This is a genomic window from Paraburkholderia sp. GAS206C, from assembly GCF_050435645.1.
GTDB lineage: Bacteria > Pseudomonadota > Gammaproteobacteria > Burkholderiales > Burkholderiaceae > Paraburkholderia > Paraburkholderia phenazinium_B.
In genome coordinates, this window is sequence record NZ_JBNDKR010000005.1 from 186,828 (window position 1) to 206,401 (window position 19,574).

The following is a 19,574-nucleotide window of genomic DNA, read 5'->3' on the forward strand; positions in this document are numbered from 1 at the left end:
GCGCAAGCTTTCCCATCGGGATTAATAGGCTTGTACATGATTCGGCATCCTGACAACATGGCCTAGCGCCGTCCCTCATCCAGTTCGCGAAAGCGGTCCACGGAAGGCCCCGGTTCAAAGTCGTCCCATTCGAACAGTTGCCGAACCTCAATCTCGCCGTCGGCGTCTTCACCGAACGGTGCCGGAAAGCGGCGCGCCCATTCCATCGCCTCTTCACGCGAGCGCACCTGGATCAGCGTGTAGCCCGCCAGCAGTTCCTTCGTTTCGGCGAACGGACCATCAATCACAGTGCGCTTCCCCTGCGAATAATGGATACGCCAACCCTTCGAAGTCGGTTGCAATCCGGTTGCGTCGAGCAACACGCCGGCCTTCGCCAGTTCCTCGTGATACGCGCCCATCACGGCCATCAGGGATTCGTCCGGCCTGAGGCCGGATTCGCTCGCCGCGGTCGCTTTCACCATGATCATGAATCGCATTTCATCGCTCCTTGTCGTCGTGGATATCGAGCCTGCTTGAGTGCATGGGAGGCTCTTCATTCACACGACGCACGATTCATCGCTGAATCGACACGAATTTCGCCGACTGGGGAAAACCCTGGCGCCTACTACACTCCGCGCCGCGGCCAGTGCCCGGCACGCACGCCACCCCGCATCATTGATAGCAGGGACCAACCTCGCGAACCTCGACAGTGCACCATTGCGCGGCCGGACAGCCCGTCGCAATCGCCACCGCTTCTTCGCGCGTATCGACATTGAGCAGCAGGAAACCGCCGACCATTTCCTTGGCTTCGGCGAAGGGGCCGTCAAGCAGCCTTGGCTGGCCGCCGCGCACCTCCACACGCACGGCATCTCGCGTGGACTTCAGCGATTCGCATGCAAGCAGCAAGCCGCGCTCGCGCAGATCGTCGGCGTAGTTCGACATACGCTCGTAGAGCACCTGCCCTTCCTGCTCGGTGCGTTCGTTACGCTGGTTAGTGGGTTCGACGATGAACAGCATGTAGGCCATGAGGAACTCCGATCGGTGGATATGCGCAGTCTTGCGCACGATTTGCGAAGGCAGTCTACAAGCGCCGCTGGATCGACGCAAACACGTCGAGATACTTCAGCCTTTGCTTAACGCGGCTTGCCCTGGAGCCGCAGTGCAAAACGCTGTTACGGCACGCGCCTTGCTGTTAAAGCAGGTATCAAGGCGTAAAACGAGGTTGAAAATGAAGATTCGATCCAGGTGGACAGGAATCCTGACTCTCGTGGTTTTAGCCTCCCTCGCGACCGGTTGCACACTAGGCGGCGCGGCGGCAGGCGGTGTAGTCGGCAACGAAGCGACCAATCACAGCACAGCGGGTACCGTGGGCGGCGCTGTAGTCGGCGGCGCGATCGGTTACGAGCTCGGTAAATAGGCCGGTAAGTTTGACACGCGGCGCGAGGCAGAGCACACTGCCTCGCGGCCCACGAGTGGGCCAAATACCTGACTCAAGCACCTTCAGCACATGACCCATTCAGTCGTACCCGCACCCGTCGTTCATAGCTGGCATGCTCACGTGTATTTCGATGGCGATCATCGCGACGCCGCATGGGCTCTGCGCGAACAGATTGAGGCGCGTTTCGCGAACCAACTGGAGTTGGGCCGTTTTCACGAGCGCCCGGTAGGACCGCATCCAAAATGGTCATATCAGCTTGCGTTTGCTCCCACGCAGTTTGCCGAGATCGTGGAATGGCTGACGCTCAATCACGGCGAGCTCGACGTTTTCCTGCACCCGAATACCGGCGACGATTTACGCGATCATCGTGACCGTGCCATGTGGATTGGTCATTCGCATCAGCTCAAGCTCGAAGTGTTCGGCAAGTGATCTGATCTTGCCGAGGCAGCGGGTACGCGAGTACTCGCGTCATTCGAAGAACTTCGCAAACCGCTCGACAGGCTCACGCTCGGTACTCAACTGGTTGACGAGCGCGTCCTGATCGGCCCAGCCGAGCGACATGCCGCAGACCAGTTGCTCTTCATCCGGTAGACCGAGATGGCTCGCGATCACGCGATGAAACGGCACGAACGCTGCCTGCGGGCACGTGTCGAGACCGTGTCCGCGTGCGGAGATCATGACGGCTTCGAGGAACATACCGTAGTCGAGCCAGCTACCCCGCTCGAGAATCCGGTCGATCGTGAAGAACAGCCCCACTGGGGCGCCAAAAAACGCATAGTTGCGCGCGTGCTGTGCATGCATTTTGTCTTTTTCGCCCTTTGCGATGCCTAGTAATCCGTACAGATCCCAGCCAATCTTGCGGCGGCGATCGATATACGGCGACACCCATTGACGTGGATAGTACCGGTAGTCTTCCTGATACAGGCTGTCGCGCTGCGGATCGTCATACGCGGCGAGCAATGCCTGTGAGAGCCTTTCGAGCGCTTCACCCGTCACCACATAGACTTTCCACGGCTGCGTGTTGGTGCCTGAGGGCGCGCGGCTCGCCGCCTCGAGAATCGCTTCGATCTCTTCACGCGCAACCGGCGTCGGCAAAAACGCGCGGATCGAACGCCGCGACTTCAATACTGCATCGATCTCGTTGACCGTTTCGTTCATCGGGGTGTCATTCATGCGAATAGCATCTCCAATCATCTGCGCCACATGGACCGGGATCTACGCGCCGGCTGGCACCCTGCTTCAAACTATTCTAGCCAACCCCGCCACGCCCTGCTGGTGAGGGGTAAAAACGGCCCAGCCCCGGCCCATAAGCCGCAGCCGCCCGAGGCACGGCCGCCTCGAACATCCCTCACACGAAACCTTCAAGAATTGCGGCACGAGGCCGTTAATCCTTACATGCTCCAAAACTGGGCAATCCAACCGGTGCGATTCGTAACGACTGATCAACATGGGATTTCTCAATGCGCTGTTAGGACGCAAACCCTCACCGGATGCGTTCGCCGCCCTGTTCATTGAAGCCGTCCAACATCGGGGCTTCGATGCCTCGCTGAACTACAACGCCGACGAATTCCGGCTTGAGTACGGCGACAACGCGGTCTTTAACCTGCATCACGCATACCGCGCCTATTGCGGTAGCGACAGGGCATTCCGCGGGGCTGCGATGGAAGGGTTCGTCGCGACACTATGCGCGAGTCATCGAGCCGCCCCCGAACGCCTGTCCGAGGCGCGGGCGATGCTGCGGCCGCTGATCCGCGGCCGGGGTGTGCTCGAAGACGTACGCCTGCATCAGTTACGCACCAGCGGCAGGGAGGCCTCATTCGCACCCGCGTGGCGACCGTTCGGCGACGACTGTGCCGTCCTTCTTGCACTCGACTATCCGGAGTCCACCTCGACGCTTATGAGCGGACCCGTGGAATCGTGGGGCATTTCGCTCGATGACGCGCTCGCGATTGCGCGCGACAACCTGCGTGACATCACCACCGACTCGTTCGTCGAAGTGGCCCGCGGCGTATATCGCGGCAACTGGCGCGATGGCTACGATGCGAGCCGTGCGCTGCTGCCCGACCTGCTGCACCGCGCGCCGGTGCATGGCGTTCCCGTCTTTATGATCCCCACGCGCGACGTGCTGCTCGTCACCAGCGACAAGGACGACGGCGGCATCGCGCGCATGGTCGAACTGAGCCGCGAAGCCGCGCACAGCGGCCGCCCTGTTTCGCCGTTCATGTACTGCTACCACGAAGGCCTGCGACGTTTTACGCCGCGCCAGGGCCACGTGGTACGCCGCCTCGCACAGCTGGTCTTGCGCTATCACAAGGAGGACTACGACTCGCAAAAGGCCGCGCTCGATCGTCTGCATAAGCAGGAAGGCAGCGACGTGTTCGTTGCGAACTATCTGCTCTATGGCACCAAGGACGATGCGGGGGAAATGTTCTCGGCCGCAACGTGGACCGCCGGCGTCGAATCTTTGTTGCCGCAGGCCGATCGGGTCGTGCTGGTGCGTCCCGAAACGGGCGAGACACGAATTGTCCCGTGGCAACAGATCACGCCGCTGGTGGGCAGCCTGCTCGAAGAAGAACCCATGTATCCGGCGCGCTACAGGACGCGCGGCTTTCCCGATCCGGGTCAGTTCTCATCGTTCGCGCGCAGCGAATCGTAGACATTCTCTTCCCCACGGACTCGTTCCGCCCTGGTACCCGCTTCACGCTGCCGAGCGGCGTGAACGGCGCATTGCTCTTTCCTCGCCTTACAAACCATCAACCTCTGGACCCGTCCCTCCGATAAACCGTTCGATCAGGCTCGTGATGACGAAGTGAGTTCGCCCTTCGATGTCACCGGCCCCTGCGCTATCCAACGTGTTTACCTGGAGGAAATGGACCATGTCGATCGATTCGTTCGGTATGACGATGGCGTCGCTGCCGACGCCCGCCGCGCCGCCCGCGTCGTCGGTGGAAGCCGTGCCCGCGAAGAAGCAGTCCACTTCGACGGAATCGTCGGCGTCGACTTCGACTGCAAGCACCGACCCGCTGATGGCCGCGCTTCAGCAAACACTGTCGCGGCTCGGCTACAACATGCCATCCGGCTCGCTCACGACAGACGCCACCAGCGGTACGGACGCCGCTAGCGGCACAGACGGCGCCGATGGCACCACGACGATCACCGTCAGCGCGACCAGCAGCGACCCGGCCAGCACAGGCGCGCAATTCCTTGCCGCGCTCTATCAGGCGCTAGCGCTTCAACAGTCGATCGCGTCGAGCAACGGGGCCACGTCATCCGGCGATAGCTCGGCAAACGCGATTGCCAGCTTTAACGATGCGGCGACCTCGGGTGGCGGTGTGAGCGCCTATCGCGACATGGGTTCACGTATTGCGGATCTGTCGACCGCATCGCGTCCGGCAGTCGACGATACCGATGCCGATACCGACGCAGGGGAATGGGACGTTGAAGTCGACGACGTAGAAGAGATTTCCGAACCCGAGGAAGCCGAAGCGGCCGACGGTGAGGATCCGCTCGACACCGCCATGTCGAACCTGAGCAACGCATTGCAGGCGCACGTTGCCGCGCTCGACCAGGACCCCGGCGCGACGGTGACGCTGTCCGATGTGCTCGACGGGCTCTCGGACACCGCCAGCAGCCTGAACTGGCAACCCGTGGGCGTACTGGTCGACGTCTCCGCCTGAAACGGCGTTGCGCTAAGGGCGATGTCTACAGAACGCCGGACTTCCAGATCATCTGCGCGGCCGCTACGAGAACGAACAGCAGCACGAGCTTGCGGAAGACCGCTGGCGGCAGTTTGTCACGCAGCGGACGCACGATCAGCATGCCGGCGATCACCGGGATGCTCGCGGCGGCCGAGATGGCGAGATCGACCCAGCTCGCGTGGGCGCCGCCGCTAAATGCGGCAATCAGCGAAACGATCGAGACCACCAGGATGATGGCAATCTGCTTGGTAAACGCCTTGCCGGTGGCTCCGGTTGCAATCAGGTACATGGCCAGTAGCGGTCCCGGCACGGAGGCAATGCTCTCCATCACGGCCGCCCCGAAACCGAGCACCAGCCCCACGGGTTTGGCGAAACCCGGCGATAGCGTGAGCCGGGGCGAAGCGAACAGCAGCAACGCCGCGACGATCAGGGCAATCCCGGCGGCGGCCTGCGCGCGATGAGGCGCAAGCGAAATCAGCATCGTCACCCCGACGATGTTGCCGAGCACCGTGCCGACCAGCGGCGCCGCGATCCGGCGCACGGTGGCGAGCATCTCGCCACCTTCGAGCGCCTGCGGGATATTGCCGAGAATGATCGGCATCGACAGTAGCAGCACCGCCTGCTTGATCGGCAGAAAGTGGCTAAGAATCGGCATCGCCACCAATGGCACGCCGATGCTAACCACCCCTTTGACCATGCCGCCCAATAACAACGCGGCGAGGATACCGACTAGCGCGTACGGATCGAGCGTCTGCAGAGCGGGGCCTAAAACGCCGTCGGAGAGATTGATGTGAACCATGATGTGTTGGGTCTGCCCGCTATGACTGCGGATGGGTGGCTTCGAATATCGCGCAGTGAATTTCTTGTGTCTTCGCTGACCCGCCATGCAGGCCCGCTGACCGTGAGCGCCTATGCCCGCCGGAGCCGCATGATACCCCGGTGCGCCTAGGGCCACCCGGCCGGCCTTTATGCATCGCGCGTCCTTACATCGCCTTACCAACCCTAAAGATAAGTTTCTGCGCGGTCGAAAAGTCAGGTAAGGCGACATCGCACTGCGTGCCGACTGGCCGCCGCGGAGAAGGCGTCTCGTCTCCGGCGGCCCGCGGCAACGCTGAATGGGCGTCTGGTCGCGCGAGACCAGACCGTCCCAGATGGATACACGGATGAGAAAGGATTGCCATGCAAGTTAGCAACGCCGCGGCGTCATCTACGCTGACGCAAACGGGTGCCAGCGGGAGCACAGCATCGAACTCGCCCCCGGTGTCTGCCACTAGCGATGTGCCAACGACATCGGTTAGCTCGACCGCTGCGAGCCCCAGCCAGGACTCGGCCGTTACCATCTCGCCAGAAGGCGCCGCGATTGCCGCGCAGGACGCGAGCAGCACCCAGAGCGACGCGACGACGCAGAGCGCAGCGCCGTCAAACACTGCTGGCGGCACGACAGACGCCAGTAACGCCGACTCGGCTAGCGACCCCAGCGCAACGGACAGCACCAGCGACGCCAGCACGACCGGCACCGCTGGCAATAGTGACACCTCCGGCGGCACCACCAACGCCTCGCCGCTCAAATCGTTTACCTACGGCACCTTGGGGCTAGAGCGCCCCGATCAATCGCAAGACAATCACAACCCTTTCTATACTGCGGGCAGATGGCTGGCGGCCGGACTCACCATCGGGGGAATCATTTCACTGCTGGTTTAAAGACCCTTGCACACGGTGGACGGATGACCGGACCGGGCACGGCGGATGCTATGTCCCCTGAAGAAAACAAGCCGCGCCGCAGTCCGCCATGAGAGAAGCGCGTAGCCGCAGATCGCGCACTTCTACGTTTGCGCGCTATCTGCACAGGCATCCCATGGCGTACCGCTGGCCTCTTAAAAGGAAAAGCCATGTCCGCCACACCTCATGGGCTGGCAGCGAACGCCGCTGCGCACCCGCATAACCGCTTTCACGTCGTGCTGACCAGCGTAATCGCCGCGCTGGCCGGCTTATTGTTTGGCCTCGATATCGGCGTGATCTCAGGCGCATTGCCGTTTATTGCGCGACAGTTTCATGTCGGCGACCAGATGCAGGAATGGATTGTCAGTTCGATGATGGTCGGAGCGGCGCTCGGCGCGCTTGGCTCGGGGTGGATGGCCAAAGCCATCGGCCGCAAATACTCGTTGATGATCGGCGCAGCGTTGTTCGCTTGCGCGTCGGGCGTGTGTGCATTCGCATGGAGCCCGGAGATGCTGATTACCGGACGCGTTTTTCTTGGCGTCGCGGTCGGGATCGCTTCTTTTACCGCACCGCTTTATCTGTCCGAAATCGCTCCCCGTACCATGCGCGGCGCCATGATCTCCCTGCATCAGTTAATGGTGACAGTCGGCATTCTGGCGGCTTTCCTCTCCAACACCGCCTTTAGCGGCGCAGGAGACTGGCGCTGGATGCTCGGCGTGATCGCCTTTCCGGCGCTCGCCTTGCTATTCGGTTTGCTGTTCCTGCCGCGCAGCCCGCGCTGGCTGATGAGCCGTGGCCGCAACGAGGAAGCTGAGCGCGTGCTGGAAAAGCTGCGCAGCGACCGCAAGAGCATAGAAACCGAAATGAGCGAGATCGCAGATCAGCTCAAAGTAGAATTCCAGGGATGGGGACTATTCCGTAGCAATCCGAACTTTCGTCGTACTGTGGGGCTCGGCATCATGCTGCAGGTAATGCAGCAATTGACCGGCATCAACGTGGTGATGTATTACGCACCGCGCATTTTCGGGCTCGCCGGCTACGGGACCTCGCACGACCAGCTGTGGGGCACGGTGATCGTGGGCGCTGTGAACGTGGCGGCAACCTTTATCGCTATTGGTCTGGTGGACCGCTGGGGCCGCAAGCCGATTCTCTACACCGGCTTCACCGTGATGGCACTTGCGCTCGCTACGCTCGGCGCACTACTGCATATAGGCGTGACGAGCGGCGCTAGCCAGATCGCGGCGGTGGTGATGTTGCTGGTGTTTATCGCGGGCTTCGCGATGTCGGCGGGACCGATGATCTGGATTCTCTGCGCGGAAATCCAGCCTATGAAGGGTCGCGATTTCGGCATCGCGGCTTCAACCTTCGTCAACTGGGTGGCCAACACGATTGCCGGCGCAACGTTCCTCACCTTGCTTAACACGCTGGGTCATGCGCAAACGTTCTGGCTGTACGCGGTAATGAACGCTGCATTTATATTCCTGACGCTATGGCTCGTGCCGGAAACGAAGGGCGTTTCGCTCGAGCAGATCGAACGAAATCTGATGGATGGGCGGGCATTGCGCAAGCTCGGAGAGTAAGGATGTTGCAGCCGCGTCCCCCCGCCCGAAAGAGATGATTTTTTACAACGTTGGCGAGCGCATGAAACGAAGTTAAAGTAATGCGCTTAGCTCGACGAGCGTTATACGCCAGACATCCTTGAGGCCGTCGTGCTATAGAAAAAGCATAACAACGGAAAGCACGGTTCGCGCATTCCCTCGTCGTCATTCGAACGGAGGCCTTCTTGGACGACTCACTCACGCAGCCTGAAGAACAAACAAAGAGCGCAACACGCGGAAGCCGCTTCAAACGAAGGGTGCGCTGGGTATTCACCGGTCGCAACGGAATGCGGGCCGGCTGGGGTGTCGCGGTTTTTATCGCGACGTTTGTGGCGGTCGTCTTCGGTATCGCCGCGGTGCGGGCGCACTTCGGGCACCATCACCACCCCATCACCCTGTTTACTCTGCCGGTTGCCTATCTAGGCGAGACATTTCAGCTTGCCGGCCTGATAGCTGCATTGGCCGTAGTGGCGGCCATCGAGCGACGCTCAATGCTGTCTTTTGGCTTGCGGGATTCCGCCGCCTGGACGCGTTTCGGAGGCGGCCTCCTGTGCGGATTTGGCGCAATCAGTCTGATGGTGCTTGTCCTCGTGCAAATGCATCTGCTGGTGCTCGACCCACCCACGGACCACGGTGTAACAGTCTGGACGCGTGCGGTCGCATGGGCCGGCTTCTTTCTGCTGGTCGGGATCTTCGAAGAGTCGACGTTGCGCGGATATCTGCAATACACGCTGACGCGAGGCATCGGCTTCTGGTGGGGCGTGCTGCTGCTCTCGATCCTGTTCGGCGGTTTGCATGGCTCCAATCCCGGAGAGACGCCCATCGGACTGATCTCCGCTGGCGGCTTCGGGATCGTGATCTGCCTGAGTCTCTGGTACACGGGATCGCTATTCTGGGCAATCGGCTTTCATGCGGCGTGGGATTGGGGTGAGTCGTACTTCTACGGCACATCCGATAGTGGCACGCTGGTAGATACCCGGCTCTTTACGGCGCATCCGCTCGGCAACATCCTGATGAGCGGCGGCAAAACCGGTCCGGAAGGCAGCCTGCTGATCTTCCCAATGCTCCTTATCACCGCGGTGTTGATCTGGTTATGGTGGGGACGCCGAACCACATCGCCATTCCGCGGCAGCGGCTGGAAGCCGGCGCGTACCGCTATCCGCTAACGTCGCGCTCAACAGGTTTCCAATGGACACCGAATGAAAATAGAAGCAGTCCAGTCCAGCGACGAAGCCGCGCTAGCGTCGATGATGTTGAGAACCATCCGGACGAGTGTACGGATTGAAGCGGACGAGATGGCCGCCGTGATCACCAACGTTCTCGCAAATATGCACTGGGCGTTCGATCATGCACACCAATGCGTACACCTGAAATGCGTCGTGGACGGGCGCATTGCCGGCGCGGTACTGGTCAAGAATTTCTGGAATCTGTGCAGTCTGTTTGTCGAGCCGGGCGACCATCGACGCGGCATCGGTCGAAGCCTGATCGAGGAAGCGATCAGACAGTGCGTGGCGCGCAACGAGCGGCCCTATGTGAGGGTCAATGCAGCGCCTAACGCGGTGGAGTTCTACAGTGCGATGGGCTTCACGCGGGTGGACGACAAGACTCAGTTAAGTACGAGCACGCCGATGGCGCTGTTCCTGTCTGCATCGCGACCGTTGCCCGCCCGATAGCAGGCGCGACAAGGGCGCGATGGCGACGCGCGCTTATTCGACGGCGCTGCCTTGCGGGGCTGCGCTGTCTTCCTGAGCGGCGGGGTGGTCCGGTTGAGCGGAGACGTTTTGCTCAGCGTTATTAGCCTGCTGAACCGCAGCCTCTTGCGGAGCTGCGCCTTGTTCCGACGCACTACCGTCTTGCTGAACCGCGCCTTCTTGCGCAGCCGCCGCACCCTGCGGAGCGGAAGCGCCTTGCGCAGCGTTCCTGGCTTTTTGCCGCTTGGCCTGCAAGCCGCGCGCACGCGCGGCTTCCGCCGGCAGCACCTGACCGGCATCCTGACCGTTCAGGTCGACGCGCATGGCGTTTTCGGTGACGCATGCCCAGTAACGGCTACCCCAGCACCACACCTTGATGGCGTCGCGCAAAGCCGCTTCGTTTAAGCCGAGTTCTTCGGAGTGCTCGAGCAGATCCTTGAAGATGCCTACCTTGAGCGGCACCTTCGGAGCCGGATTTTTGGGGAACGCCTTCGGGAATCGCTTCTGAAGCTTGCCGATAGAGAGCACCACCGGATCTACCGGCTTTGACTTTTGCGCCGGCGATTTCTGCGCGGACTGCTTCGGTGCAGATGACTTATGTGCGGCCGCTTTTTGCTCAGGTGCGGTGCGCGCCGCGTCGGGCGTGTTACGGCCCCCGTTAGCGTGCTTCGCTACCGCGGCCTGCTTTGCTGCCTCAGCCGGCTTCGCTGGCCTCGCCGGCCTGGCGTGCTTTGCGTGCCTGGCTGCGCGTTTCTCTTCAGCCTGTTTCGCCAGCTGTTCTTTCAGTGCCGCGAGTTGTTCAAAGCCCATGATGCAGTCTACGACGAGGAAAATGCGTGGATTGTAGCAGCTAGACCGGAAAGCGATATGTGCACTTCCGGCGCTTCGCCATGCGGGATGCCTGAGTTCCGCTTACAGCAAGCAACGTGCCGCAGATTTTTCATCGGCAGCGGTAAATACATTCTCAAACACGCGCCGTGAAGGCTCAAAGACCTGCATGACAAGAAGCGCTTGTCAGTTGACGAGCAATCAATTCATCGATATTGTTCGGTCCATGGCCGATTCAGAATTCATCCATCCCGGCGTCACTGTCCGGCAGAACTGCCTCGAGCGGTTCAATTTGACCGTCACCGAAGGTGCGCTGGTTCTGGGCGTCAGTCGCCAGGCTTTAACGAATCTGTTGAGCGGCAAGGCAGGTATCTCACCGGAGATGGCCCTGCGCCTCGACAAGGCGTTCGGCGGCGGCGCGGAAACCTGGTTGCAAAGGCAAGTGCTTCACGATCTCGCGAAGGCGCGCCTGCGGCTCGACGAACTCAACGTCGTACCCATGGTGAACGCTCAACAGCCGGCGTTGTTCTAGGCGCCGGCGTATCGACGATCGGTAAGATCCGCATTAGCCGTCATACCCGTTAGCAAGTGTTGAACCTTTGAATCATCAAAGGTTCGCATTGTTTCGCCCTGCCTTTTTAGCATTCCTTATTTAATTATTCGACTCGCATCGAAGGCGTTGTTGCGTCCTGCCGTCGCGCGATCGAAACGCCACGACATCCAGAACCAGGATGCATTAAGGATGAACATGTCCGGTAATCGCCGCTTCCATATGTTTCTGATCGGCAGTTTCTTTGCCAGCTTCGGTGGATGGATTAACTTTCTCGCGATACTGAACATCGCAACCTATCGATTCAACGCGACACCATTCGATCTGGTGATCCTGAGTGCCGCATTGCTGGTGCCGCCCATTCTGCTCACGCGGATCATCAGCCAGGTTTGCGACCGCTATGCCAGCACACGTGTCCTTGTCGGCGCATTGGCGATCACGCTCGGCACGACGGCCGCCCTGCTTTGGGTCGGCCACTTCGTCGCCTTTCTGCTGGTGGTCGCGTTCAAGTCGGCGGCCCTCGGCTTCACCGATCCTGCCGAAACCGTGTATGTCACCACCAGTGTCGACGAGGCGCAGCAAAGCCGTGCGTTCCGCTTACTCAGTCTGGCTCAAAGCATGGCGAAGATCTGCGCACCCGCTGCCGGTGGAATCGTCGGCGCATGGGCCGGCGACAATCACACGATGCTCGTCTCGATCGTGTTCATCGCCGCAGCCATCCTGATGATGCTGCTGGCCGCGCCGGCCGCTAAGGCCGTGCTACCCGTTGCCGCTGCACCTGACGCAAAGGCTGCACCGCGTACGCGCTGGACCGGTGCCATCCTGCCGCTGCTGCTTTGCACCGGCATTTACTTCGCGCTGGCGGCGGCCGTCAACAATCAGTTTCCGCTCATGCTAAGAAACCAGGGGTTCGACAAGTCGGCGCTCGGCATTGTGGTCTCTTGTGCTGCGCTGGGCGGCATGTTCGGCAGTCTCCTGCCCATGGGACGCAATGCCGAGCGGGCCGGCCTCGGACCACTGCTTGCGCCAGCGTTCGTGTCGTGTGCCGTGTTCATCGCCATTGGCGGCATCTTCCGGTTGCCGTTGCGTCCGGCCGAATGGCTGCTCGCGCTCGCGTTCTTCGCGACCGGCTTCATGAGTGCGCGCTTCAGGGTTGAGTGCCGGCTGTTTATCGCCCGGCGTCTCGCAGATCAGGTGGCGAGCGCCAGTGCCGCACTGCAATCCGCGGGCATGTTCGTGCAATTCGTCGCGCCATGCGTGGGTGCCGTACTGACGAGTCTGCTGTCCACCAGCGATGTCTTCATCGTCCTTGGCTGCGTCGCGGCGGCTTGCCTCGCGGCTGTAGCCTTACGTTTTAGCAAGCAGCCGCAGGTTGCCGCGCTTGCCGTCGCCGCGGACGCAGATTATCGATAAGCGCTATGCTTTTTGTTTCACGCAACCGGCAACCTGTTCCTCTCGCGGAGTCCACCATGCAATACCGTAAATTCGGCCGCACTGGCCTGAGCGTTTCACGTCTATGTCTTGGCACGATGACATTCGGCTTGCAAACCGAAGAGGCGGTCTCGCACCGCATCCTCGACAAGGCCGCGGAAGCCGGCGTCAACTTCATCGATACCGCGGACGTCTATCCGCTGGGCGGCGGCGAAGATCTCGCGGGACGCACCGAAGAGATCGTCGGCCGCTGGTTGAGGGGAAAGCGCGATCGCTTCATCCTTGCCACTAAAGCAGTGGGCAAGGTTGGGCCGTCGTCATGGGATCAAGGTGCGTCGCGCAAGCACCTGCTCGATGCCATCGACACGTCTCTTCGACGCCTCGGCACCGACTACGTCGACCTGTACCAGCTGCACTCCGACGATCACGAAACGCCGCTCGACGAAACACTGGAAGCACTCGACATCATCGTGCGCTCGGGCAAGGCGCGCTACGTGGGCGTATCGAACTTTCTGGCTTACCGGCTGGCGCGCGCATTGGGACGCGCGGATGTGCTGCGTGTGGCGCGCTTCGTCTCCGTTCAGCCGCGTTACAACCTGCTGTTCCGGCAGATCGAACGCGAGTTGCTACCGCTCTGCGGAGAGGAACAGCTGGCGGTGATTCCGTATAACCCGCTGGCAGGCGGCCTGCTGACCGGCAAGCACCGCCACGATGCGCAGCCTGAGGCCGGCCGCTTCACCGAAACGGTGGGCAAAGCGGGGGCGACGTATCAGGAACGCTACTGGCATAAGCGCGAATTCGACACCATCGAAAAGCTGAAGGGCATCGCAGCGGACGCCGGCGTGTCGCTGACGAAAGCGTCGCTCGCCTGGGTGCTTGCGAATCCGCACATCACATCGGCGATCATCGGCGCAAGCAATCCTGATCAATTGACGGACACACTCAGCGCGATAGATCTAACACTGAATGCCGAACTGAAAGCGCAACTTGACGATGTGACGCACGAATATCGTTGGGGTGACGCGGCACGCTAAAGGCTCAAGAGCTTAAAGGTCCTAAAGCGCGTAACCGGCGATGCGATTGCCAACCGGCAATCGCATCTCGCACATCGATTACTCGAAAATGCCGGTACGCTGCGTCGCTTCCGGCAACTGCCGTGTATCACGCAATGAGCGCGGATGCCAGAGCTTGGCCCCGCCTTCGATACCCGCATCGTTGGACACAACCGCCACATTCGCGGGCAGCTTGAAGTTCAGGCGCGCGGCGTTGCCGCCGCCTATCCATAGCTTGTCGTAGTTCACGAGCGAAGCCAGAATCCCGATCACCTTCTCGACGCGGTGGTTCCAGCGCTTGTTGCCCGCCTGCATGCGCGCCGCGTCGCCGATATATTCGTCGTATGCGCGGTTCTTGCTGACCGGGTGATGCGCAAGCTCAAGGTGCGGCATCAGTTCACCGTCGCGAAACAGCGCCGTGCCCGCACCCGTGCCAAGCGTCAGCACGAACTCGATGCCATGACCTTCGATTGCTGCAAAGCCCTGCACCTCGGCGTCGTTGATCATGCGCACCGGCAAGCCGCCGAGCCGCTTGGCCAGCGAATCCGCAAGCGGAATGTCGTGCCAGCCTTCGTCGCCGAAATGCGGTGCCGTGAGCACCCGGTTGTTACGCACGAAACCCGGAAAGCCAATCGAGATGCGCGAAGGGGCATGCTCTGCAATCAGCGGCTCGACCAGCTTCACCAGCGTATCGACGAGTTGATCTGGCGTGCAAGGATGCGGCGTCGCCACGCGCAGACGCTCGGTAACCATCTTGCCGTGCGTGTCGATGATCGCGGCCTTCAAACCGGTGCCGCCCACATCGATGGAGAGGATGTACCCTCCGCCGTGCCTGACGGCACTTTTAGCCGCGGGTTTGGCCGCAGTCCTGGCAGCGGGCTTAGCCGCGGCTTTCACCGCGGTCTTCTTCGCCGCACGTTTGGCAGTGGTCTTAACGGCGCTGCCTGTGCTGCTCTTGACGTTACCTTTGACGTTGGTCTTACGTGTCGCCACAGTGGTCCCCTGTTAGTGTGATGTTGAGCCTTACTTCTTCGCGTCCGCGTCCTTGTCCCTGCTTAAAGGCCGCCATGCATGGCCGCTGCGCGCCAGCAGCGCATCCGACTCGGCCGGACCCTGGCTACCCGCGGGGTAGCCGTGCACCGGCAGCGGACTGCCCTTCGGATGCAACACGTCGTCCACCGCGGCCCAGCTCGTTTCGATGCTGTCGGCACGCTGAAACAGCGTCTCGTCGCCGAGCATGCAGTCGTACAACAGCGTTTCGTAGCCGACGTTCGGCTGTTCATCGAAAAAGTCGCCGTAGTTAAAGGACGACTGCACAGCGCCCATCTGCATGATCGGCCCCGGCGCCTTCACGTTGAAATCGAAACTCGTGCCATGCGTCGGATCGATGCGCAAGGTCAGCACGTTAGGCGTCAGCGCATCCACCGGAGTGTCGCGAAACAGCCGGAACGGCACCGTTTTCAGTTGCACCGATATCTCCGTGCGACGCGCCGCAAGCCGCTTGCCGGTACGCAGATAGAACGGCACGCCGGACCAGCGCCAGTTTTCGATGAGCACGCGCGCCGCGGCATACGTCTCCGTCTGGCTGTCGGGCGCCACATCAGGCTCCTGCCGATAGCCCGGCCCTGCCGGTCCCTTCTCGTATTGTCCGAAGACCACGTCATCCGGTTTTACAGGCTGAATTGCGTCGAAAATATCGGCTTTCTTGTCGCGCACTGCTTCGGCGTCGAAGGAATTGGGCGGCTCCATGGCCACCATGCCGAGCAGCTGGAACAGATGGTTCGGCAACATGTCACGAAACGCGCCGGTCTGTTCGTAGAACGAGCCGCGCCCTTCCACGCCAATCGTCTCGGACGCCGTGATCTGCACGCAGTCGATGTACTCGCGCCGCCAGATCGGTTCGAACAAGGCATTCGCAAAGCGCACGGCCATGATGCTCTGCACGGTGTCCTTGCCGAGAAAGTGGTCGATACGATAGACCTGCTCTTCCTTCGCATTACTCAGGATATGTTCATTCAGATCGCGAGCCGACGCAAGATCCGTACCGAACGGCTTCTCGATCACAATGCGACGGAAGCCTTTGCCGTCGTCGCCTTCCTTGAGCAGGCCAGCTTTACCGAGGTGCTCGACAATCGGCTTGAAGAAGCGCGAACTGACGGCGAGGTAAAACACTACGTTGCCGCCAGGCGTGTTTTCGAGCTTCTGTTTCAGGGCGGAAAACGTGTCGTCGCTTTCGAATTCGCCCGCCATATATTCGAGGCGCTGCGCCAGCGAACTCCACGCCTTGTCGTCGAGCTTCGAAGTGTGGAAGGTGCTGGCCTTGTCGGCAGCAAACTGCTGCAATGCCTTGTACAGGTCGTCGCGCCACGCGCTGGTTTCGACCTGGCCGTGATTCACGCCGATGATCTTCATCTGCGGATCCAGCAGGCCGTCTACAGTCAGGTTGTACAGCGCGGGCATCAGCAGGCGTTTGGTGAGATCGCCGCCTGCGCCGAAGATCACGAGGGTGCACGGCGGTGCCGGGTGTTTGCCTGCCGGTACGGTAGGAGTGGAAGACTGCGCGCCCGCAGAGGAGGAACTTGAATCAGGTGCATTCGAAGGAGTCGACATAGGGTTCACTTGATCGAAGTAAGCCAGTGGAACAGACGTGGCAATAGAAGAAAGACCAGGGCCGCCGCTGCACAGTTCAAAATCAGTTACGAATCGTCTGTCTGCAGGGTGACTGTAATACGCTTAACCCTGCCCTCCCCCTTCGTTTTGCTGCAGAACCTACTTGGTGACCAAGGCAGCCTCGGCGTCCGCTGTGGCCGGCACCTCGCCCGTCTCGCCCGCCATACGCGGCTGCAGCAGCAACGCAACGAGCCCGCTCCAGCCGGTCTGGTGCGAAGCGCCGACGCCACGGCCATTGTCGCCGTGAAAGTATTCGTGGAACAGCACGAGATCGCTCGAACGCGGGTCGGCCTGCAGCAACGGATACGCGCCCATCACCGGACGCTCGCCGTTGCTGTCCTTGAGAAATAGCGTAGTGGCACGCCGTGCAAGCTGATCGGCGATTTCGCGCAACGAGAACTTCTGGCCGGAACCGGTCGGAAACTCCACGCGGAAATCGTCTCCGTAGTAGCGGTGAAACTCGTACAGCGACTCGATCAGCAGGTAGTTGACCGGCATCCAGACCGGTCCGCGCCAGTTCGAATTGCCGCCAAACACACGCGAGTCCGATTCGGCAGGCAAGTACTTGACGCAAAAGCTGTCGCCGTTGTGTCTGAACACGAAAGGCTCGTCGCCGTGTACCCGCGAGAGTGCCCGCACGCCGTGATCGGAAAGAAATTCTGATTCGTCGAGGGCGCGCCGCAACAAGGCCTTCATCCGGTGTCCGCGCAGCAACGACAGCAGCAGGGTGTTGCCTTTACCGGTTTCATCCCAGCGCGACACCAGTTTGGCCAGATCGGGACGGTGCTCGAGGAACCAGAACAGTCGCTCCCGCAACCCAGGCAGGCTGCCGTGCAGGCGCTCTTCGAGCACATGCACCGCAAACAGCGGGATCAGACCGACGATCGAGCGCACCCGCATTGGCTCGCTGGTGCCGTCGGGCAGTCTCAGCTTGTCGTAGAAGAATTCGTCGGCGCTGTCCCACAAGCCGGTCTCGCAGTTGTCGTCGCAACTGACCGCCTCGGCGATATACAGGAAGTGTTCGAAGAACTTCACGCCGATATCGACGAACACGTGATTGGCAAACGCCAGTTCCAGCGCGATGCGCATCAGATCGAGCGCATACGCCGCCATCCATGCGGTACCGTCGGCCTGATCGATGTGACCGCCGGTCGGCAGCGGCGACGAGCGATCGAAGATGCCGACGTTATCCAGCCCAAGAAAGCCACCCTGGAAAATATTGCGGCCGTCGGCGTCCTTGCGGTTCACCCACCACGAGAAATTCAGCAGCAGTTTGTGGAACACCAACTCGAGGAAATCGCGATCGCCTTTGCCCATCAGCGCCCGGTCGATTTCATAGACGCGCCACGCGGCCCATGCGTGCACCGGCGGATTGGCATCGCCCAAGGCCCACTCGTAGGCCGGCAACTGTCCGTTGGGATGCTGATAACGGTCCTTGACCAGCAACAGCAACTGCCGCTTGGCGAACTCAGGATCGATCAGCGCAAAGGCCGCAGCATGGAAGGCGAGATCCCAGGATGCGTACCACGGGTACTCCCACTTGTCGGGCATCGAGACGATGTCCGCATTGCACAGATGACGCCAGTCGGCGTTGCGGCCGCGCTTGCGATTTGCGTCAGGCGTGGGCTGCGCCGGATCGCCATCCAGCCAGCGCTGGACGTCGAACTGGTAGTACTGCTTCGACCACAGCATGCCGGCGAGCGCCTGCCGCTGCACGAGCCGCGCGTCGGGATCGTGGATCTCATGCTGCAACGCCGCATAAAACCCGTCGGCTTCGGCAAGACGGCGAGCAAACAGCGCATCGACATCGAGCGGCACGTCATCCGGTGCGGACTCGGGACGCCAGCGCATATAAATCACCGCGCGGCCGTAGGGCGGGAGTTCGAGCGGCACGTGGGCCGCTGCCTTGGTGCCGGTGTCAGACCGTACCGCTTGCGCGTCGCCATGCACGAGGTAATCGTTGATGCCGTCCTTGAACGGACCCGCCCCATCCATATTGAAGAGGCGTTTGACATTGGTGTCGTTCTCGCAGAACAGCCACGTCAGTTCGGGCACGTCTTTCGACCACGCGGTCACCACAAACGGATCATGTCCTGGCTGGCGCCCCAGCAGAGACGTTGCGCCGTTCGCTGTCTGCTTCGAGAGCGATGGGCGGTCCTTCGTTTCTTTCCACGACCACGTATTTCGCGCCCAGATCTGCGGCAGCACATCGAGCGGGGCAGACTTGTCGGCACGGTTTTCGACCGTGACCCGCATCACGATGTCTTCGGGCGTGTGCTTGGCGTATTCGACCTGCACGTCGAAATAGCAGTTGTCGTCGAATGCGCCGGTATCGAGCACCTCGTATTCGGGCATATCGGCGCCGCGCCGCGCGTTCTCCTGCACCAGATCGTCATACGGATACGCAGCGTGCGGATACTTGTACAGCATCCGCATATAAGAATGGGTGGGCGTGCCGTCGAGGTAGAAATACAGTTCCTTGACGTCCTCGCCGTGATTGCCCTGCGAGTTGGTGAGGCCGAACAGGCGTTCCTTGATGATCGGATCCTGGCGATTCCAGAGCGCCAGCGAGACGCACCAGTTCAGCTTGTCGTCGCCGAAGCCGGCAATGCCGTCCTCGCCCCAGCGATAAGCACGGCTGCGGGCATGGTCGTGGGGAAAATAGTCCCATGCGGTGCCGTTCGGGCTGTAGTCCTCGCGCACGGTGCCCCACTGGCGCTCGCTCAGATAGGGCCCCCAGCGCTGCCAGCGGGCGCATTCCCTGGAGTGCAGGCGGGTGCCTTCGATAGTTGCGAGCAGATTGGCGGCACGCAGCGGCGGCATGGAGCGGTCCCTTGCTTTTCGAGCTTGGCGGTGGGACTCACATCCTAGCGCGTTTTGCTCAAAGGGTGCGCCGGCGTGGGCTTTATCCGGGGCCTAT

19 protein-coding genes are annotated in these 19,574 nt (G+C 61.2%); 11 read left to right on the top strand and 8 right to left on the bottom strand.

The genetic code is table 11. The features are described 5' to 3' along the window. Positions 1–62 precede the first annotated feature (62 nt). Both P3T20_RS15570 and P3T20_RS15575 read right to left on the bottom strand, forming a co-directional pair. Positions 63–476 (bottom strand): YciI family protein, encoded by a 414-nt coding sequence (locus tag P3T20_RS15570; protein ID WP_429287254.1) that lies wholly within the window; start codon positions 474–476, stop codon positions 63–65. 175 nt (positions 477–651) lie between these two features. Further along, entirely contained in the window at positions 652–1,005 is a 354-nt protein-coding gene (locus P3T20_RS15575) for a YciI family protein (RefSeq protein WP_074267141.1), read from the bottom strand. Between the two features lie 202 nt (positions 1,006–1,207). Here P3T20_RS15575 and P3T20_RS15580 point away from each other — a divergent pair, with 202 nt between their 5' ends. Next, the gene (locus tag P3T20_RS15580) at positions 1,208–1,396 is read left to right on the top strand and encodes a glycine zipper 2TM domain-containing protein (protein WP_074267140.1); all 189 of its coding nucleotides are present in this window, start codon (positions 1,208–1,210) and stop codon (positions 1,394–1,396) included. A gap of 90 nt (positions 1,397–1,486) precedes the next feature. Further along, on the top strand, positions 1,487–1,846 hold the full coding sequence (locus P3T20_RS15585; RefSeq protein ID WP_429287255.1) for a DOPA 4,5-dioxygenase family protein: 360 nt from the start codon (positions 1,487–1,489) through the stop codon (positions 1,844–1,846). Positions 1,847–1,885: 39 nt separating this feature from the next. Here P3T20_RS15585 and P3T20_RS15590 read toward each other — a convergent pair whose 3' ends face one another. After that, positions 1,886–2,590, bottom strand: coding sequence for a nitroreductase (locus P3T20_RS15590; RefSeq protein ID WP_429287256.1), 705 nt, complete (start codon positions 2,588–2,590; stop codon positions 1,886–1,888). Between the two features lie 274 nt (positions 2,591–2,864). Here P3T20_RS15590 and P3T20_RS15595 point away from each other — a divergent pair, with 274 nt between their 5' ends. Further along, entirely contained in the window at positions 2,865–4,073 is a 1,209-nt protein-coding gene (locus tag P3T20_RS15595) for a hypothetical protein (protein ID WP_429287257.1), read from the top strand. A 220-nt stretch (positions 4,074–4,293) separates the two neighbouring features. Next, positions 4,294–5,094: a hypothetical protein gene (locus P3T20_RS15600; protein WP_429287258.1), complete on the top strand. Its 801-nt coding sequence runs from the start codon at positions 4,294–4,296 to the stop codon at positions 5,092–5,094. 25 nt (positions 5,095–5,119) lie between these two features. Here P3T20_RS15600 and P3T20_RS15605 read toward each other — a convergent pair whose 3' ends face one another. Further along, positions 5,120–5,914, bottom strand: coding sequence for a sulfite exporter TauE/SafE family protein (locus P3T20_RS15605; RefSeq protein WP_429287259.1), 795 nt, complete (start codon positions 5,912–5,914; stop codon positions 5,120–5,122). A gap of 380 nt (positions 5,915–6,294) precedes the next feature. Here P3T20_RS15605 and P3T20_RS15610 point away from each other — a divergent pair, with 380 nt between their 5' ends. From P3T20_RS15610 to P3T20_RS15625, 4 genes are all read left to right on the top strand, one after another. Next, positions 6,295–6,816, top strand: coding sequence for a hypothetical protein (locus P3T20_RS15610; protein WP_429287260.1), 522 nt, complete (start codon positions 6,295–6,297; stop codon positions 6,814–6,816). A 188-nt stretch (positions 6,817–7,004) separates the two neighbouring features. After that, a complete protein-coding gene (locus P3T20_RS15615) occupies positions 7,005–8,414 on the top strand; it encodes a sugar porter family MFS transporter (RefSeq protein WP_429287261.1) in 1,410 nt (469 codons plus the stop codon). A gap of 203 nt (positions 8,415–8,617) precedes the next feature. Then, positions 8,618–9,598 (top strand): CPBP family intramembrane glutamic endopeptidase, encoded by a 981-nt coding sequence (locus P3T20_RS15620; protein WP_429287262.1) that lies wholly within the window; start codon positions 8,618–8,620, stop codon positions 9,596–9,598. A 33-nt stretch (positions 9,599–9,631) separates the two neighbouring features. Continuing rightward, positions 9,632–10,105, top strand: coding sequence for a GNAT family N-acetyltransferase (locus P3T20_RS15625; RefSeq protein ID WP_429287263.1), 474 nt, complete (start codon positions 9,632–9,634; stop codon positions 10,103–10,105). Between the two features lie 33 nt (positions 10,106–10,138). Here the strand turns inward: P3T20_RS15625 and P3T20_RS15630 are convergent, their stop codons facing one another. Further along, positions 10,139–10,933, bottom strand: coding sequence for a ProQ/FinO family protein (locus P3T20_RS15630; RefSeq protein WP_429287264.1), 795 nt, complete (start codon positions 10,931–10,933; stop codon positions 10,139–10,141). 244 nt (positions 10,934–11,177) lie between these two features. On the opposite strand from P3T20_RS15630, the gene P3T20_RS15635 reads away from it, so the two are divergent. The 3 genes from P3T20_RS15635 (at position 11,178) to P3T20_RS15645 (ending at position 13,966) form a co-directional block, all read left to right on the top strand. Further along, positions 11,178–11,483: a HigA family addiction module antitoxin gene (locus P3T20_RS15635; protein ID WP_074267131.1), complete on the top strand. Its 306-nt coding sequence runs from the start codon at positions 11,178–11,180 to the stop codon at positions 11,481–11,483. Between the two features lie 216 nt (positions 11,484–11,699). Beyond that, positions 11,700–12,914, top strand: a complete 1,215-nt coding sequence (locus P3T20_RS15640; protein WP_429287265.1) for an MFS transporter — start codon at positions 11,700–11,702, stop codon at positions 12,912–12,914. A 56-nt stretch (positions 12,915–12,970) separates the two neighbouring features. After that, positions 12,971–13,966: an aldo/keto reductase gene (locus P3T20_RS15645; RefSeq protein WP_074267129.1), complete on the top strand. Its 996-nt coding sequence runs from the start codon at positions 12,971–12,973 to the stop codon at positions 13,964–13,966. Between the two features lie 78 nt (positions 13,967–14,044). Here P3T20_RS15645 and P3T20_RS15650 read toward each other — a convergent pair whose 3' ends face one another. The 3 genes from P3T20_RS15650 to P3T20_RS15660 all read right to left on the bottom strand — a co-directional run bounded on the left by P3T20_RS15650 (position 14,045) and on the right by P3T20_RS15660 (position 19,477). After that, positions 14,045–14,800, bottom strand: coding sequence for an ROK family protein (locus P3T20_RS15650; protein WP_074269280.1), 756 nt, complete (start codon positions 14,798–14,800; stop codon positions 14,045–14,047). A 207-nt stretch (positions 14,801–15,007) separates the two neighbouring features. Next, positions 15,008–16,594, bottom strand: coding sequence for a glucose-6-phosphate dehydrogenase (gene zwf, locus P3T20_RS15655; protein ID WP_429287266.1), 1,587 nt, complete (start codon positions 16,592–16,594; stop codon positions 15,008–15,010). A 159-nt stretch (positions 16,595–16,753) separates the two neighbouring features. Then, positions 16,754–19,477: an MGH1-like glycoside hydrolase domain-containing protein gene (locus P3T20_RS15660; protein ID WP_429287267.1), complete on the bottom strand. Its 2,724-nt coding sequence runs from the start codon at positions 19,475–19,477 to the stop codon at positions 16,754–16,756. Positions 19,478–19,574 lie beyond the last annotated feature (97 nt).

What these genes read in the sequence shown, in the direction of transcription:
- P3T20_RS15570 (WP_429287254.1), bottom strand. Translation starts at nt 476, where the DNA reads ATGCGATTCATGATCATGGTGAAAGCGACCGCGGCGAGCGAATCCGGC.
- P3T20_RS15575 (WP_074267141.1), bottom strand. Translation starts at nt 1,005, where the DNA reads ATGGCCTACATGCTGTTCATCGTCGAACCCACTAACCAGCGTAACGAA.
- P3T20_RS15580 (WP_074267140.1), top strand. Translation starts at nt 1,208, where the DNA reads ATGAAGATTCGATCCAGGTGGACAGGAATCCTGACTCTCGTGGTTTTA.
- P3T20_RS15585 (WP_429287255.1), top strand. Translation starts at nt 1,487, where the DNA reads ATGACCCATTCAGTCGTACCCGCACCCGTCGTTCATAGCTGGCATGCT.
- P3T20_RS15590 (WP_429287256.1), bottom strand. Translation starts at nt 2,590, where the DNA reads ATGAATGACACCCCGATGAACGAAACGGTCAACGAGATCGATGCAGTA.
- P3T20_RS15595 (WP_429287257.1), top strand. Translation starts at nt 2,865, where the DNA reads ATGGGATTTCTCAATGCGCTGTTAGGACGCAAACCCTCACCGGATGCG.
- P3T20_RS15600 (WP_429287258.1), top strand. Translation starts at nt 4,294, where the DNA reads ATGTCGATCGATTCGTTCGGTATGACGATGGCGTCGCTGCCGACGCCC.
- P3T20_RS15605 (WP_429287259.1), bottom strand. Translation starts at nt 5,914, where the DNA reads ATGGTTCACATCAATCTCTCCGACGGCGTTTTAGGCCCCGCTCTGCAG.
- P3T20_RS15610 (WP_429287260.1), top strand. Translation starts at nt 6,295, where the DNA reads ATGCAAGTTAGCAACGCCGCGGCGTCATCTACGCTGACGCAAACGGGT.
- P3T20_RS15615 (WP_429287261.1), top strand. Translation starts at nt 7,005, where the DNA reads ATGTCCGCCACACCTCATGGGCTGGCAGCGAACGCCGCTGCGCACCCG.
- P3T20_RS15625 (WP_429287263.1), top strand. Translation starts at nt 9,632, where the DNA reads ATGAAAATAGAAGCAGTCCAGTCCAGCGACGAAGCCGCGCTAGCGTCG.
- P3T20_RS15630 (WP_429287264.1), bottom strand. Translation starts at nt 10,933, where the DNA reads ATGGGCTTTGAACAACTCGCGGCACTGAAAGAACAGCTGGCGAAACAG.
- P3T20_RS15635 (WP_074267131.1), top strand. Translation starts at nt 11,178, where the DNA reads ATGGCCGATTCAGAATTCATCCATCCCGGCGTCACTGTCCGGCAGAAC.
- P3T20_RS15640 (WP_429287265.1), top strand. Translation starts at nt 11,700, where the DNA reads ATGTCCGGTAATCGCCGCTTCCATATGTTTCTGATCGGCAGTTTCTTT.
- P3T20_RS15645 (WP_074267129.1), top strand. Translation starts at nt 12,971, where the DNA reads ATGCAATACCGTAAATTCGGCCGCACTGGCCTGAGCGTTTCACGTCTA.
- zwf (WP_429287266.1), bottom strand. Translation starts at nt 16,594, where the DNA reads ATGTCGACTCCTTCGAATGCACCTGATTCAAGTTCCTCCTCTGCGGGC.
- P3T20_RS15660 (WP_429287267.1), bottom strand. Translation starts at nt 19,477, where the DNA reads ATGCCGCCGCTGCGTGCCGCCAATCTGCTCGCAACTATCGAAGGCACC.